At 41.6% G+C, this 15,157-nt stretch carries 17 protein-coding genes; 14 read left to right on the top strand and 3 right to left on the bottom strand.

Annotated features, from left to right (window positions below):
* Positions 1-46: 46 nt before the first annotated feature.
* On the bottom strand, positions 47-1,384 hold the full coding sequence (locus GWK08_RS15055) for a sugar porter family MFS transporter (RefSeq protein ID WP_163608054.1): 1,338 nt from the start codon (positions 1,382-1,384) through the stop codon (positions 47-49).
* A 301-nt stretch (positions 1,385-1,685) separates the two neighbouring features.
* Here GWK08_RS15055 and GWK08_RS15050 point away from each other — a divergent pair, with 301 nt between their 5' ends.
* From GWK08_RS15050 to GWK08_RS14985, 14 genes are all read left to right on the top strand, one after another.
* Positions 1,686-2,021, top strand: coding sequence for an arsenosugar biosynthesis-associated peroxidase-like protein (locus tag GWK08_RS15050; protein ID WP_163608053.1), 336 nt, complete (start codon positions 1,686-1,688; stop codon positions 2,019-2,021).
* Between the two features lie 50 nt (positions 2,022-2,071).
* Positions 2,072-3,127, top strand: coding sequence for an arsenosugar biosynthesis radical SAM (seleno)protein ArsS (gene arsS, locus GWK08_RS15045; RefSeq protein ID WP_163608052.1), 1,056 nt, complete (start codon positions 2,072-2,074; stop codon positions 3,125-3,127).
* Between the two features lie 6 nt (positions 3,128-3,133).
* Positions 3,134-3,829 carry a TIGR04282 family arsenosugar biosynthesis glycosyltransferase gene (locus GWK08_RS15040; protein WP_163608051.1) on the top strand — a complete coding sequence of 232 codons (696 nt, stop codon included), beginning with the start codon at positions 3,134-3,136 and terminating at the stop codon, positions 3,827-3,829.
* 98 nt (positions 3,830-3,927) lie between these two features.
* Positions 3,928-4,422 carry a rhodanese-like domain-containing protein gene (locus GWK08_RS15035; RefSeq protein WP_163608050.1) on the top strand — a complete coding sequence of 165 codons (495 nt, stop codon included), beginning with the start codon at positions 3,928-3,930 and terminating at the stop codon, positions 4,420-4,422.
* Positions 4,415-5,026, top strand: coding sequence for a TIGR04282 family arsenosugar biosynthesis glycosyltransferase (locus tag GWK08_RS15030; protein WP_163608049.1), 612 nt, complete (start codon positions 4,415-4,417; stop codon positions 5,024-5,026). The genes GWK08_RS15035 and GWK08_RS15030 overlap by 8 nt, the downstream gene beginning before the upstream one ends.
* Positions 5,023-5,838, top strand: a complete 816-nt coding sequence (locus GWK08_RS15025) for a purine-nucleoside phosphorylase (protein ID WP_163608048.1) — start codon at positions 5,023-5,025, stop codon at positions 5,836-5,838. Before GWK08_RS15030 ends, GWK08_RS15025 begins: the two co-directional genes overlap by 4 nt.
* A gap of 1 nt (position 5,839) precedes the next feature.
* Entirely contained in the window at positions 5,840-6,808 is a 969-nt protein-coding gene (gene arsM, locus GWK08_RS15020; RefSeq protein ID WP_163608047.1) for an arsenosugar biosynthesis arsenite methyltransferase ArsM, read from the top strand.
* 111 nt (positions 6,809-6,919) lie between these two features.
* Positions 6,920-7,756: a phosphate ABC transporter substrate-binding protein gene (locus GWK08_RS15015; protein WP_163608046.1), complete on the top strand. Its 837-nt coding sequence runs from the start codon at positions 6,920-6,922 to the stop codon at positions 7,754-7,756.
* Positions 7,737-8,609 (top strand): phosphate ABC transporter permease subunit PstC, encoded by an 873-nt coding sequence (gene pstC, locus GWK08_RS15010; RefSeq protein ID WP_163608045.1) that lies wholly within the window; start codon positions 7,737-7,739, stop codon positions 8,607-8,609. Before GWK08_RS15015 ends, pstC begins: the two co-directional genes overlap by 20 nt.
* Positions 8,602-9,447, top strand: a complete 846-nt coding sequence (pstA, locus tag GWK08_RS15005) for a phosphate ABC transporter permease PstA (RefSeq protein ID WP_163608044.1) — start codon at positions 8,602-8,604, stop codon at positions 9,445-9,447. Before pstC ends, pstA begins: the two co-directional genes overlap by 8 nt.
* On the top strand, positions 9,447-10,262 hold the full coding sequence (locus GWK08_RS15000; RefSeq protein ID WP_163608043.1) for a phosphate ABC transporter ATP-binding protein: 816 nt from the start codon (positions 9,447-9,449) through the stop codon (positions 10,260-10,262). Before pstA ends, GWK08_RS15000 begins: the two co-directional genes overlap by 1 nt.
* 8 nt (positions 10,263-10,270) lie before the next feature.
* On the top strand, positions 10,271-11,176 hold the full coding sequence (locus tag GWK08_RS14995; protein WP_163608042.1) for a sterol desaturase family protein: 906 nt from the start codon (positions 10,271-10,273) through the stop codon (positions 11,174-11,176).
* A gap of 82 nt (positions 11,177-11,258) precedes the next feature.
* Positions 11,259-12,167 carry a DUF547 domain-containing protein gene (locus GWK08_RS14990; protein ID WP_163608041.1) on the top strand — a complete coding sequence of 303 codons (909 nt, stop codon included), beginning with the start codon at positions 11,259-11,261 and terminating at the stop codon, positions 12,165-12,167.
* Positions 12,160-12,861, top strand: coding sequence for a TIGR04283 family arsenosugar biosynthesis glycosyltransferase (locus GWK08_RS14985; protein WP_163608040.1), 702 nt, complete (start codon positions 12,160-12,162; stop codon positions 12,859-12,861). Before GWK08_RS14990 ends, GWK08_RS14985 begins: the two co-directional genes overlap by 8 nt.
* On the opposite strand, the gene GWK08_RS14980 is transcribed toward GWK08_RS14985, so the two are convergent.
* Positions 12,858-14,120: a POTRA domain-containing protein gene (locus GWK08_RS14980; protein ID WP_163608039.1), complete on the bottom strand. Its 1,263-nt coding sequence runs from the start codon at positions 14,118-14,120 to the stop codon at positions 12,858-12,860. The two genes, GWK08_RS14985 and GWK08_RS14980, sit on opposite strands and share 4 nt — an antisense overlap.
* A complete protein-coding gene (locus GWK08_RS14975; RefSeq protein WP_163608038.1) occupies positions 14,120-15,124 on the bottom strand; it encodes a glycoside hydrolase family 113 in 1,005 nt (334 codons plus the stop codon). Before GWK08_RS14975 ends, GWK08_RS14980 begins: the two co-directional genes overlap by 1 nt.
* Positions 15,125-15,157: the final 33 nt, after the last annotated feature.

The following is a 15,157-nucleotide window of genomic DNA, read 5'->3' as shown; positions in this document are numbered from 1 at the left end:
AAAAATCCCGGGAAGTCCCCGGGATTTTTTATTTATAAACTTTTTGTCAATTCAGTAATTTCTTCTCTAGTTCCTCCAGTGACTTTCCTTTGGTTTCCGGCATTTTAAAGATCCCCCAGATTAGCTGAAGTACCATCATTCCCGCAAAGAAATAATAAATATACCAGAGGTTATTTCTGAAGATCCCTTCGGTCTCATCTATAAAGAATGGAGTTATCAGGGTAATGAGAGCTGCAAAGATCCAATGTGTACTCGTCCCCCACGATTGCCCGTAGGCACGTACCCGGTTCGGATAGATCTCGGAGATAAACACCCAGATCACTGCTCCCTGTCCGATAGCATGCGATGCTACAAAAAGACAGATAAACGTCAGCAGTAAGATCGGATTGGCTTCTACCTGGAAGCAGTAGCCTACCATAAATAAACTCACAATATATCCTATAGATCCGATAATAATAAGCTGCCTTCTTCCCAGCCTGTCTATCAGTCGCATTCCGATGATGGTAAATATAAGATTGACCACTCCGATGGCTATGGAATTAAAGAGGGATTCCGTAGATCCCAGCCCTGCCTGCTCCAGGATCTGAGGCGCATAATACAGCACAAAATTGATCCCCGACAACTGATTAAAAAAGGCAATTAAAAAACCGAGCCACAGTAATTTGCTGTATTTTTTCCGAAACAGACGTTCTGCTTTCTCTCCTTCCTTAAGATCTTCCTTGATCTCTTCAAGTTTTTCATCTGCCCCGCCATCCGGGTAAATATGTTTGAGTACTTCCAGGGCACCCTCATCATCTTTTTTATGTAATGCCAGCCAACGCGGACTGTTTGGTACTTTAATGACCATAAGGGTATAGGCCAGGGCGGGAATAGCTTCTATCCCCAGCATCCAACGCCAGTCATTCGCCCCGTCGAAGCCCTTGAGTAAATAATTGGATATAAAGGCCACCAGGATCCCGAAAACCAGGTTAAACTGATACAGAGCCCCCAACCGGCCTCTGTTATTGGCTGTTGTGATTTCTGAAATATAAATAGGAGCTGCCACCGAAGACACCCCAACACCGATTCCTCCTATAAAACGAAAGAATGAAAAGGAATATGGGTCTGGTGCCAGGCCGGAACCTACCGCAGATATAAAAAAGAGGATCCCGATCCAGAACAAGGTCTTTTTTCGCCCCATCCATTTAGTAGGTATTCCTCCGAGTAATGATCCCAGTACGGTACCCCAAAGTGCCATACTCATTATAAAAGTCCCGTGAAACAAGGGTGAAGTGTTCCACAATTCCTTGATAGGCTGATTGGCTCCGCTGATAACCACAGTGTCAAAACCAAACAGAAATCCTGCCAGGGCCACGGTAACGGACCATAAAAGTGTTTTTTTCATATTAAAAAATTGATTTTTTGAAGCTGAACAGAAAGCTCATCACGAAGTTTTCTAACATTTTGTGTTGGTTACAATCTGCACTAAAATAGGAAATTAATTAAAGCCTTAAGAAATTAAATATTAATTCACCCTTCTTCAGGCCCGGATAAGAAATTGCTACATATACTGTTAAACTTCAAAAAAAATAAAAAAAAGCTGTAAGGACGAGATTTTGGAACGACTATATTTTATCGGGCACATTGTTTTTTGAGATTTCAATTACCCTTATATTTAATGCCAAACAACTTAATTACTTAAAATTATGCAAAAGACATATTATGATCCGGCGGATTTACGGAAATTTGGTTCTATTACCGAATGGAGTGAAGAATTAGGTAATAAATTTTTTGAATACTACGGAAAAGTATTCGAAGAAGGTGCACTATCTGCCCGGGAAAAATCACTTATCGCTCTGGCAGTTTCTCATGTGGTACATTGCCCTTATTGTATTGATGCTTATACTAAAGACGGATTACAAAGAGGGATCACTAAAGAAGAAATGATGGAAGCGGTACACGCAGGAGCGGCCATACAAAGTGGTGCGACACTTGTTCACGGGGTGCAGATGATGAACAAGTACAATAAATTATCAATGTAGAACGACCCTCAGAAAGTATCATTTACTTTCTGATATACGAAACTTAAATTATGGCTACTAAATCTCTTCTCGCAAGAAAAGATGATCTCGCTAATACCGAGACACAGCTTGAATACTTGTCCAACGGTATTTTTGCCAATGGAGAACTCCCTACATTTAAAGACAAAATAGCAGAGACAGGAAATTTTCCGCTTAAACCTAGAAAACTGGAGATCCTTCAGATCAATTTAGGTTATATGTGTAATCAGGTCTGTTCTCATTGTCATGTAGATGCCGGTCCGGACAGAAAGGAAATAATGACTCGTGAGACCATGCAGCAATGCCTGGAGGTTATTAAAAAAACAGGAGCGCATACCCTGGATCTAACAGGTGGAGCTCCCGAGATGAATCCGGATTTCCGATGGTTTGTCGAGGAGGCTTCCAAAGCAGGTATCAAGGACTTTATCGTACGTTCTAACCTGACGATCATCAGAGCCAATAAAAAGTACTACGACCTTCCGGAGTTTTTCAAAAAACACAATGTTCACGTGGTTTCTTCCATGCCGTATTACAAAAGGGAGAAAACAGATAAGCAAAGAGGTGACGGAGTATTTGATAAGTCCATCAAAGCTCTGCAGATGCTCAATGATGTGGGATACGGGAAAGAGGGCAGCAGCCTGAGACTCGATTTGGTATACAATCCTTCAGGAGCTTATTTACCAAGTGATCAGGAAGCCCTGGAACGCGATTTTAAAGAAGCTCTTAAAGAAGATTTCAATATCGATTTCCACAATCTGTTTGCAATTACGAACCTTCCTATAAGCAGGTTTCTGGAGTATCTTATTGCATCGGAGAATTACGAAGATTATATGTATGCTCTGGTAGAGGCTTATAATCCGGCAGCTGTTGAAAATGTAATGTGTACGAACACTATCTCCATAAGCTGGGACGGATGGCTGTACGATTGCGATTTTAACCAGATGCTGGGACTTAAGGTAGCTTCCAAAGTAAAACACATCTCAGAATATAACGAAGACCTTCTTCAAAACAGAAATATTATTATATCGCAACACTGTTATGGTTGCACCGCCGGTGCGGGAAGCAGCTGTCAGGGTACCGTTGCATAAAATACAATGAGCGCGGAGAATACTGCCATATTGATCTTTGCACAAACTTCTGCCGAAGAGCAGAAACGCAAGTCCATTTACAAGGGCCTCGCATTGTTTAATGCCCTGAATGAACGAGCTGTACGGATTGCAGAAAAAACAGGCCTTCCTTATTTCCTGTACACGGAAAAACAACAAAAAGGAACAAGCTTCGCTCAGCGTTTTGTAAATGCTATCTCCGAGATCTTTGCCAAAGGTTATGAGAATGTAATTACCATCGGGAACGACAGCCCGCAGCTCAATAGTTCGCATATAATTGCCAGTCTGAAACAGCTGGAGAAAAACAATTTTGTGCTGGGACCTTCGACAGACGGAGGTTTCTATCTTATGGGATTGCACCGATCGCTGTTCAACCGGGATGCATTCCTGGAACTCCCATGGCAAAACAGCGCCCTTAGCCGTAGTCTTAAAGATCTGATCTCCGCATCCTCAAAAAGCGTGGTTACTTTATCCACTCTTCACGATATAGACAGTGCAGATGATCTGAAAACACTGTCAAATTTCATTAAAGAATTACCGCTTTTGCTAGGAAAGCTGATCCGGCATATTCTTAGCAACTCTGACCAGTTCCGGCAGGAGAAGAGTACATTCTTTAAAAAGATCTATCAACATACCTCTCCCAACAAGGGATCTCCTATTTACAGTATTTCTCTTTTCGGATAAACCGAAAATTCCAGAACGTCAGGTCAATGCCACCAGAAGGCATATTGAAAACCGGAAACCCGTGATCTACAGTCACGGTCATTCCCAACAACTGTAAAATGCATTATTTTTTAATTCTTATCGCTTTTATAACATTCTCCGGAAATGCCCAGCATTCCCTCAGGGATGTATTGGATAAATATAACGATGAGAGCATTCCTTATATCCACGTTTCCGAATTGGCAAAACTGGATAAGAGCAAAGTGATCCTGGTTGATGCCAGGGAGAAAGAGGAGTTTAACATAAGTCATCTTAAAAATGCCTTTTACTCCGGTTACAATGATTTTGATCCTCGGTTCCTGAAACAGAACAGGATCTCTAAGGACCGGAAGATAATCGTGTATTGCAGCCTGGGGGTTCGTTCGGAAGATATTGCCAAAAAGATCAGGAAGTTGGGATATACCGAGGTATACAACCTGTATGGAGGCATTTTTGAATGGAAAAACAAGGGATTCCCGGTTTTTGACACAGAAGGGAAAACAACAGAAAAAGTACATGCTTTTTCTAAAGAATGGGGTATTTATTTAAAAAAAGGACAAAAAGTATATGAGTAATTTACTAATGATATTCACCAGGAATCCGGAACTCGGAAAGGTAAAGACCCGCCTGGCCAAAACTATAGGCGATGAAGCCGCCCTGGAAATTTACAAGTTCCTTTTGGAACACACGGTTAAGGTTACCAAAGACCTTAAAGCCGACAAAGCCACTTATTATTCGGTAAGCAATATAAATAATGACATCTGGGACCCTGTCCTTTATCAGAAGAAGGAACAAAAAGGAGATGATCTCGGTGAACGGATGCACAATGCTTTTTCGGAAGCGTTTCAGAACGGTTACGAAAAGGTGATCATTATCGGTAGTGATATGTACGATATAAGCTCCGAACATATTGAAGAAGCCTTTACTCAACTGGATAATAATGAAATCGTGGTAGGACCGGCAGAAGACGGAGGCTATTACCTTCTCGGACTTAAAAAACCTATCCGCGCCATCTTTGAAAACAAAGCCTGGGGAACCGATACGGTTTTTCAGGACACTATGAAAGACCTGACCAACAATCAGGTTCATCTTCTGGAGACCCTGAACGATATAGATGTTTACGAAGATATTGCCGGCAAAGAAGTATTTCAGCCTTTTTTAAAAAAAATAAACATATGACACCAAATCAATTAGAAGAAACAACAGAATATCTGATCGCCAAAGGTTTTGACAAACCCGAAATAGGTATCGTCCTGGGAACGGGTCTTGGGCAACTGGTAGCAGAAATAAAAGATCCTGTTGAAGCGCATTACAATCACATCCCTTCCTTCCCGCTGGCAACAGTGGAATTCCATACCGGAAAACTTATTTACGGGGAAATAGAAGGAAAAAAAGTAGTGGTAATGCAGGGGAGGTTCCATCTCTATGAGGGTTATGATCTTATAGATATTACGTACCCCATCAGAGTAATGGAAAAACTGGGAATCAAAAAACTGTTGGTTTCCAATGCTGCCGGAGCCATCAACCTCGATTTCAAAAAAGGGGATCTTATGCTTATAGACGACCATATTAATCTGCAGGGAGGTTCTCCCCTGGCATTCAAGAATGTTGCCGAATTCGGAGAGCGCTTCGTAGATATGAGTCAGCCTTATGATAAGGAAATGGGTGATGCTTTAAGCAAGATCGCAGGCGAGCAGAATATCAGCTTAAAAAAAGGAGTATATGCATCTGTAGTGGGGCCACAACTGGAAACCAGGGCCGAATACAGATATTTAAAAATAATTGGTGCCGATGCGGTGGGAATGAGTACCGTTCCGGAAGTTATCGTTGCCAACCACTTAAATCTGCCTTGTGTTGCCGTATCGGTCCTGACCGATGAGTGTAACCCTGACAACCTCAAACCGATTAACGTTCCGGAAATTATTGAGGTAGCAGGAAAAGCAGAACCGAAAATGATCATTTTATTTAAAGAACTTATTAAACAACTTTAGTATGTCATACTTAGAAACTACAGTAGATGTTTACAGAGAAGCAGCCTTAACACCAGATGTGGGGCTATGTTGTACTACCAATCCTATCTGGGAACTGCCCGGTTTGAAGATTCCGAAGATCATGCAGGAGATGAATTACGGTTGTGGAAGCACCGTAGATGCCAGAGACCTGGTAAATAACCCCAAGATCCTTTATGTTGGAGTTGGAGGAGGAATGGAATTATTGCAATTCTCATATTTCTCCCGTCAGAAAGGTGGTGTTATCGGGCTGGATGTTGTAGACGAAATGCTGGAAGCATCCAGAAAGAATTTTAAAGAAGCAGAAGCTCAGAACGACTGGTTTAAAAGCGAATTTGTTGATCTGAGAAAAGGAGATGCCCTTAACCTTCCGTTGGAAGACGAAAGTGTGGATGTGGCAGCTCAGAACTGTCTCTTCAATATCTTCAAGGCAGAAGATCTTAAAAAAGCCATTGCCGAAATGTACAGAGTTCTCAAGCCTCACGGACGCCTGGTAATGAGTGATCCTACCTGCGAGCAACCGATGAATGAGAATCTGCGTAATGACGAGCGCCTGAGAGCACTTTGTTTAAGCGGAAGTTTACCGATCAAGGAATATGTAAAAATGCTTACCGATGCCGGTTTCGGAACGATCGAGATCAGAGCGCGCAAGCCATATCGTATCCTGGATCCTAAGAATTATGATACAGACGAACTGATCTATATCGAATCTATAGAAGTAGCCGCTATTAAAGATCCTATGCCGGAAGATGGCCCATGTATGTTTACAGGTCGTGCAGCTATCTATTTTGGAGATGAAGATTATTTCGATGATAAAAAAGGGCACGTTTTACTAAAAAACCAGCCTTTAGCAGTATGTGATAAAACAGCTGAAGCTTTAGCATCCTTAAACAGGGAAGATATCTTTATTTCAGAATCTACCTGGCATTACGATGGTGGCGGATGCTGCTAATCTAAAAAAATAGTCGACAAAAACTATCAAGAAAAACAGATAGTGCGGAATACCCTCTGCACTATCTGTCCCTTAAATCTATTACTGTTAAGAAGAAGAAAAATTGCTTTTATGAGAAATATTCTCTTTTTAAGCGCATTGATCCTACTGTTTAATGCGTGTTCAAAACCAAACACAAAAACGATTACCGTTGCGGGTTCAACAACTGTTCTCCCGGTAGTATCTACCGCAGCAGAGCAATATAAGAAAGCGCATCCGGATACGAGGATTATTGTAAATGCAGGAGGCTCCGGAGTAGGGGTCAATCAGGTGGGAAGTCAGAAGATCGAGATCGGGATGATCTCAAGAGCCATCACTTCTCAGGAAATAGATCAATATCCCGATACCTCTTTTCAAACGCATTCCATAGGAAAGGATGCGGTGGTTCCTGTGGTCTCTTCCGAAATTTTTGACAGCGGGGTAACTTCGCTTAGTCTCGAGCAGATCGCAAAGATCTACAGAGGAGAGATCAGCAACTGGAAAGAACTGAACGGGCCCGACAAAGATATTCTTGTTATCGACAAGGAAAAATCCAGAGGCACCAGACACGTTTTTATGAAGATCGTCATGGGTGACAAGGAAGCCGATGCCCCGGGAGCAGATCTTGTTCTGGGTTCCAACAACGAAGAACAAACAGCGGTTGTGCAGAGTGATGCCGCTATCGGAATGCTTTCAAACGCATGGCTTAATGAAGATGTTAAAGGCATTTCCATAATAATGCCCGACGGTGAGGTCATAGAACCGTCCCTGAACAATATTATAAACGGGAGTTTTCCGATTACCCGTAATCTTTTGCTTGTTACCAATGGAGATCCGGTAGGAGGAGCCAGAAAATTCATTGATTTTATCCTCAGTAAGGAGGGTCAGGATATTGTAACACAAAACGGATATGTTAGTATCGTACAATAAAATAGGAAAGGGCTATATAATGCTCAGCACATACATTAGTATGCTGATTGCTCTTTTAATTTTTATTGTATTGTTTATAAACAGCTTTGACGCGATAAGTCAGGTGGGCTTAAAATTGTTCACCCTCGAATGGAATCCTTCCAAAAATGAATACGGGATCCTTTCCATGCTGTACGGAACCCTTTCGGTAACCGTGATAGCATTGACCATTGCCATTCCCCTGGGGATCGGAACTGCCATTTTCACATCGGAGATATTGCCATCAGCCTATCGCATTTACGTTAAATCCATCATAGAATTACTGGCAGGTATTCCATCTATCATTTACGGGCTTATCGGGATTGCTTTTTTCAGTACCTGGATTGCTTCTTTTTTTGAACTGGCGTCCGGAAGAACCATCCTTACAGCCGGTATCCTGTTATCCATAATGATCCTTCCAACCATTGTAACTTTAAGCGATGACGCTATAAACAATGTCCCGAAAAAATACAGAGAGGCCGCCAAAGGCCTGGGATTGTATCCTTTTGAGGTAATTAAGAACACTGTTTTACCCATTGCTAAAAAAGATATTACAGGAGCCATTCTGCTTGCTCTCGGAAGAGCTTTAGGAGAGACCATGGCCGTAATGCTTCTGATAGGAAGCATCGACAAGATCCCAACTCCTTTTTACAATGTGCTCTCTCCCGGGCAGACCATTACCTCCAAACTGGGAAGGGAGATCGGGGAAAGTGCCTTCGGGTCACTTCATTTCAGCGCCCTGAACACCATGGGTTTTGTTCTGATGTTACTGGTTATTATACTCACTTTGATCACCCAGCTTTATCTCAGAAAAAGTAATCGATTGTATGAATAGGAAGCTGACAAATGCCGTTTTTAAGATCTTTGTTTGGGCCGCTATGGCTGCAAGCTTCGGGATTCTTCTTTTTCTGATCTCGGTATTGTTCTGGAAAGGTTTTGGTGCGATCAGTTTTGATTTCCTTTTTACACCTTCCAGTAATTTCGGAGCTGAAGGAGGGATCGTATACCAGATAGTCGGTAGTATACTCCTGATCGTATTTGCTACCCTGATCGCTTTTCCGCTATCTCTTGGTTTTGCTATCTATAAAAGTGAGTATGTTAAAAGTTCATATGTTCAGAATATAACAGACACCCTTATTTATGGCCTTAACGGGATCCCATCTATTATTTTCGGGATCTTCGGGCTGATCTTTTTTGTAAATCTTTTAAATACGGGGATATCCTGGTTTGTAGGCTCTATAATCCTGGCAATAATGATCCTGCCTACTATTATCCTGTCTACCTATCAGGCTATTAACAGTATTCCCGATTCTTTCAGGGAGAATGCCCTGGCTTTAGGACTTACAAAATGGCAATTGATCACCACCACACTTTTACCCCGGGGACTGAGCGGCGCCTTTACAGGTTTGCTTATAGGTCTGTCCAGGGCTATAGGAGAAACGGCCCCCATTATGTTTATTGCCACGGCTTTTTCGGGGGTAACTATTCCGGTAGGTTTTTTTGAACCTGTAAGCGCTTTACCCACCCATATTCTGGCTTTGGCACAACAGGCTACCAACCCTCAAGCCTTGCAGAACGCCTGGGGAACAAGCCTGGTCTTGTTATTACTGGTGCTTATATTCAGCATTGCAGCCTTGTGGAGAAGAGTTAAATTTTCTAAAATCGAATACTGATGGAGTTGAAAGAATTAAAAGAACCGATTGCAGATATAAAAAATAATACGGAAACCATTATTAATGTTTCCGGCTTTAATGTGACCTTTGGAGAGACCCGGGTGCTAAAGGACATTGCAGTTTCCTTTTACGAAAGGCAGGTAAACTGTATTATCGGCCCTTCCGGAAGTGGTAAATCTACCCTGCTGAGAAGCATCAACCGGATCAATGAAGGTACCGATCAAATAGATATTAACGGTATGATTTCTTTTAAAAACACCGATATCTACGGAAAAGACCGTGACCTCACCCTTCTGAGGAAAGAGATCGGGATGGTATTTCAGCGTCCCTGCGTATTTCCCAGGTCTATTCTTGAAAATGTAGTGTTTGGGATACAACATCATCAAAAGTTATCAAAAGCAGAGAAATTAGAAATTGCCGAAACGCAGTTAAAAGCAGTTTCTTTGTGGACAGAAGTTTCTTCCCGTCTGCATGAACCTGCTCATTCCTTATCTATAGGACAACAACAACGTTTATGTATTGCCAGGGCGTTGGCAGTAAAACCCAGTGTTCTCCTGATGGATGAACCCACATCCTCCCTGGATCCCGTTTCCTCCCGTGTGATCGAAGAACTGATGAGTGAACTGAAAAAAGAATACACCATTGTATTGGTAACACATAACATTGCACAGGCACAACGTATTTCCGATCATCTTATCTTTATGTGCGAAGGAAAAGTAATCGAATCGGGGGATAAAGAAAAATTATTCTGTAATCCCGATAAGATCCAGACAAAAACTTATCTTAAGGACGAATATTGCGATTGTAACCAATAAATGCAACAATGACATTACAGGAATCATATATAGAAGTCGTTAAAAGGTCTTATTCCGGATACTGGAATTATCTTAAACATGAGATCTCCGCCCCGGACTGGGATAATTATTTTTACGGGCTTATTGCCGTATCTCTTCTGGTATGGCTGTTGGAGATCATTTTTCCATGGAGAAAGAAGCAGCCCATTTTCAGAAAAGATTTCTGGCTGGACACTTTTTATATGTTCTTTAATTTTTTCCTTCTCAACCTCATTGTCCTTATCGCCTTATCTAATGCAACAGCAGCCTTTTTTGATGACCTCCTGGGAGTCTTCGGCCTTCATATAGGGAGTTTGCAGCTGTTTGACGTAGATCGGCTTCCAAGGGTATTGGGGCTATTTATATTCTTTATTATAAGCGATTTTGTACAATGGAACACACATCGATTACTTCATAAGGTTCCGTTTTTATGGAACTTCCATAAAGTGCATCACTCGGTCAAACAAATGGGCTTCGCCGCTCACTTAAGATATCACTGGATGGAACCTGTGGTCTATAAATCGCTCCTCTATATCCCGATTGCCATTATAGGTGGCTTTGATGCACAGGATGTTGTTATCGTTCACTTCTTTGCCCTGGCCATAGGGCATCTGAACCATGCCAATCTGGGATGGGACTACGGCCCGTTAAAATATGTACTCAACAACCCGAAGATGCATATCTGGCATCATGTAAAAGCACTTCCTGAGCATGCCAAACAAGGAGTTAATTTCGGACTTACCCTGAGCATCTGGGATTATATTTTTAAGACCGATTATATTCCGGAAGACGGAAGGGATATCGAGTTGGGTTTTGAAGGAGATGAAAATTTCCCAAAGGATTTTATGGGCCAGGAAAGCTATCCCATCCGATGGAAAAAACCCTCCGGATCTTAACATAAATATTGCGTAATTCATGTAAGCCGGATCGGGCTTAAACGACTGATCTAATCAATATTTATTACATTCTTACTTACTTATGAAAAAGGTTTTATTTTTTGTATTGGCATTTTGCGCACTTGGATTTGCATGCGGACCCGGAAAGAGAGTTGTTTCTCAGACTACGCCTGCAGAGGTAAAGAAGGAAGTAGCCGTAGTGACTGAAGAAGAAGTACCTGCTAAAAAACCGGAACCGGTAATCGAAGAAAAAGTCGAGGAAAAGAAAGAAGAAACAAAAGTACTTGTCGACTTTGACCCCGCCAAAGATGAGATCATAGAAGAAGTTATAGAGGAAGGGCCCGTAGAGGCTTTTAATCACAATATATGGGACAATCTTCTCCAGAAGCATGTTTCCGATGCCGGTAATGTAGATTATCAGGGTTTCAGAAGAGATAAAGTCATGCTGAATGTCTATCTGAAAGAACTTGCAGAGAACCTTCCGCAGGACTCCTGGACCAGAGAAGATAAGCTGGCATACTGGATCAATGTTTACAACGCCTATACCGTAAAACTTATTCTGGACAATTATCCGGTTAAAAGTATTAAGGACATTAAAAATCCGTGGGATATTCGCTTTTTCAAATTAGGCAAGAAATGGTACAACCTCAATGAGGTAGAGCACCAGATCCTTCGTAAAATGAATGAGCCACGTATACATTTTGCTATTGTATGTGCCTCTATTTCCTGTCCGAAACTGGAAAACCACGCTTTTACGGCATCTAAGCTGGAGGAGCAGCTAACAAAGGCCACAAGAGGTTTTCTTGCAGATCATAACAGGAATGTCATTACGGAGAAAAACTTAAAGCTTTCTAAAATTTTCAGATGGTTTGCCAAAGATTTCAAACAAAATGGTAGTTTAGTATCGTTTTTAAACGATTATGTAGATATCGAAATAGCTAAAAACGCTCGTATATCTTACAATGACTATGATTGGAATCTAAATGAGTAAGCCCAGAATCTCAATAATAATACCAGTTCTCAACGAGGGTGCTACCATAGATAAATTCCTGGAGTACGTTATCAATATGTCATCTCCGGAAAATATCTCTGAAGTTATTGTCGTTGACGGTGGTAGTATTGACGAAACCAGGGAAAAAGTCAGGTCTGTTAAGGACATTAAACTGATCTCATCTAAAAAGGGCCGGGCCAGGCAAATGAATGCCGGAGCTGCTCATGCAACAGGTCAGATCCTGTATTTTATCCATGCCGACAGCTACCCTCCTCAACATTTCGACCATTATATTCTAAAGGCTTATGAAAAAGGCGAGAATGCCGGTTGTTTCAGAATGAAATTCGACGACGGGCATCCTGTACTTAAATTTTCTCAATGGTTTACCCGTTTTAATCATAAAAGCTGCAGAGGCGGTGATCAGTCTTTATTTATAGGCACAGAAAAATTCAGGGAACTTGGCGGTTATAATGAAGACTATATTATTTACGAAGATTACGATCTGATAAGCCGTATTTACAAAAACGCTTCCTTTAAGGTCATCCCCGAATATGTAACGACCTCAGCCCGAAGATACGAAAAGAACGGAGCCTGGAAACTTCAATATCATTTTACCGTGATCCATTTAAAGAAATTCTTTGGCGCCGGACCCGACGAACTCTATCAATATTACAAAAAGAAGGTGATCTCTTAAAAATACTGCCCGATCCCGAAGACTATCCCGTTACTGGAGTCTTTGGTAATCCCATAACCGTAATCAATCCGAAAAACAGCATTGAAGATATTTTTATGGATAAATCTCAGGCCTACTCCCGGATAGACCCTGGCATTTACCGAATTAAAGAAATCGGTAAGCTCTCCCCCGGGATTCCTCCAGGTACCTGCATCGATAAAGGCGTTGCCCTGAAGTACAAACCAGTTTTTTTCATAAAGGGTATAACGGAATTCCGTGTTTAACACCAGCATAGCCGTTCCCCTGTCTATGATATTCCCAACACCGCGTATATTGAGGTTATTATCTACCGAAAAAGGAGCAAAAGGACTGTCGTCATTAGAGGCGATCCCGACACGAAAACGGTTTGCCCAGTTTCCTTTATCTCCTACTCGTTTAAAGAAGTCGAAGTTATTCCAGAAGATAAAGAAATCCTGCTGAAATTCGTTATTTGAAGTTACAAACTGAAAATTAAAGGAATTCTTGATCCCTGAAACATATTGATAAAAATAATCGAGATTATTGTAATTGTAGATAAACTTAAAAAGCCATTTATTGAGGTTGAGGAATTCCGGAATATCCTCACTTGTAGCCCCGTCCAGATAAAGGTACTCCTCATTAAAATAACTCCCACCTATCTGAATACTGTTCCTGAAATTGAACTCGTATAAAAACAAGCCTTCGATAGACCGGTTACTATAGCGATAATTAGCAGTTCCGGTATCCAGAAAGAGAGGTTCTTTCCTTACAATGTTCTCGTGATGCAATGCCAGACCTGCCTTGTTGGAAAACAGATAAGGAGCCTGAAAATTGATCCCATAGGAATTAAATACATTGTTTTCATAGAAGCCTCCGAAGGCTATATTCCTTCCCAGAAAATTAAAGTCGTATAAGGCCAAACGATAGGCAACATCCTGATTTCTGGCGGTCCAAAGGTTTACTTCCGGGATAACGGTAAAATTCTCTTCCACATAATAATAAACATCGTATAGATTCTCCTTTGCGTGGAACACATGATAATAAGCATGTGATATTCCCGGTAAGCGTTTGAGCTTGGAGATATCGGCTTCCAGCTTGAGGGAATCCAGCACCTCTCCCTTCCGGGTCTTTGCTATTTTCCGGATAAAGGATGCCTTGGTCTTTTTGTTTCCCTCAACTTTCAGGTCGTAAACGATCCTGTCCTGAGAGAAAAGCACAGAACAAACAAAAAAGAGAATTAAACTGCTTATATTTTTTATCATTATTGATATGTTCCGTAAAACTCCTGAATTAATTTTTCGGCAGGTTTGTTTTGCGGGGTAAACCGGCTGTTGGAAGTTCCTCCGGCTTTATGGTGAAAATCGTACCACTTCCAGAGAAATCCGCCCGCAAACCAGTCTTCATCCCAGAACTTATTGTAAATAGCCTTTAATGCATTTTCCTGGGCCTTAAGGTTTACACTGTTCATACTTCTATCGGAGTTCCACGGCTGGCGCGCTGCAAAATCCACACTCCTGTAACCGTATTCGGTAAAAAGTACAGGCTTGTTCTCCTTTTGCTGTAATGCCGCAATTTCGGATTTATGTTTGTCCCAGCCTTTTTCCATTTCCTCTATTCCCGGGGTCTGAGCTCCGCTTAGCGGAAAATAGGCATCAACACCTATATAATCCAGTTTTTTCCAGAAGTGAACCTTATCAAAGGTATCCCAATTCTCTGCATAGGTAAGCTTTCCTTTATAGACCTTACGAACTTTGGCGATCAGCTTTTCCCAGAATTGAGGGCGCTTCGTTACAAATTTGTTCAGTTCGGTCCCTATACAAAAAAGCTCTGCTTTTATTTCCTGGGCGAGGACGGCATACTCCAGGATAAATTGTTCGTAAACCGATTCGAAAAGCTTCCATTCATCTTCGGTTTTCATCCCGATATGACCTGTGAATGCTCCCCTCGAGATCCATATCTGAGGTTTGACCATTACCTTAACACCTGCATTATGAAACAAAGCAGAGGTATTCCTGACCCCCACTTTACGCTCGCCCCACCACTGTCTGTCCCGGTTAAAGGATATCTGAGTAGCATTCAGGCTCTGCATAAAACCGAACGGCATCAGGCAAACCCAATTGGCATTTACATTTATAACAGGTTTAATGCTGGCTTCCGTAACCACGTTCCTTCCCCCTACAAAACTAATTCCGTTAATCTTGTTCTTTTGAGAAAAGGAGGTTTCCGAAAGTATTAAAACAAAGAAAATCAGGAGCTTTATCTTCATATGCAATTTTGAATAAAGCCCCTAATTTAAGGG

It is taken from the genome of Leptobacterium flavescens, from assembly GCF_010671605.1.
Lineage (GTDB): Bacteria > Bacteroidota > Bacteroidia > Flavobacteriales > Flavobacteriaceae > Leptobacterium > Leptobacterium flavescens.
Note: the sequence above shows the minus strand (reverse complement) of the source record. Positions and strands in the feature narration are given on the sequence as shown.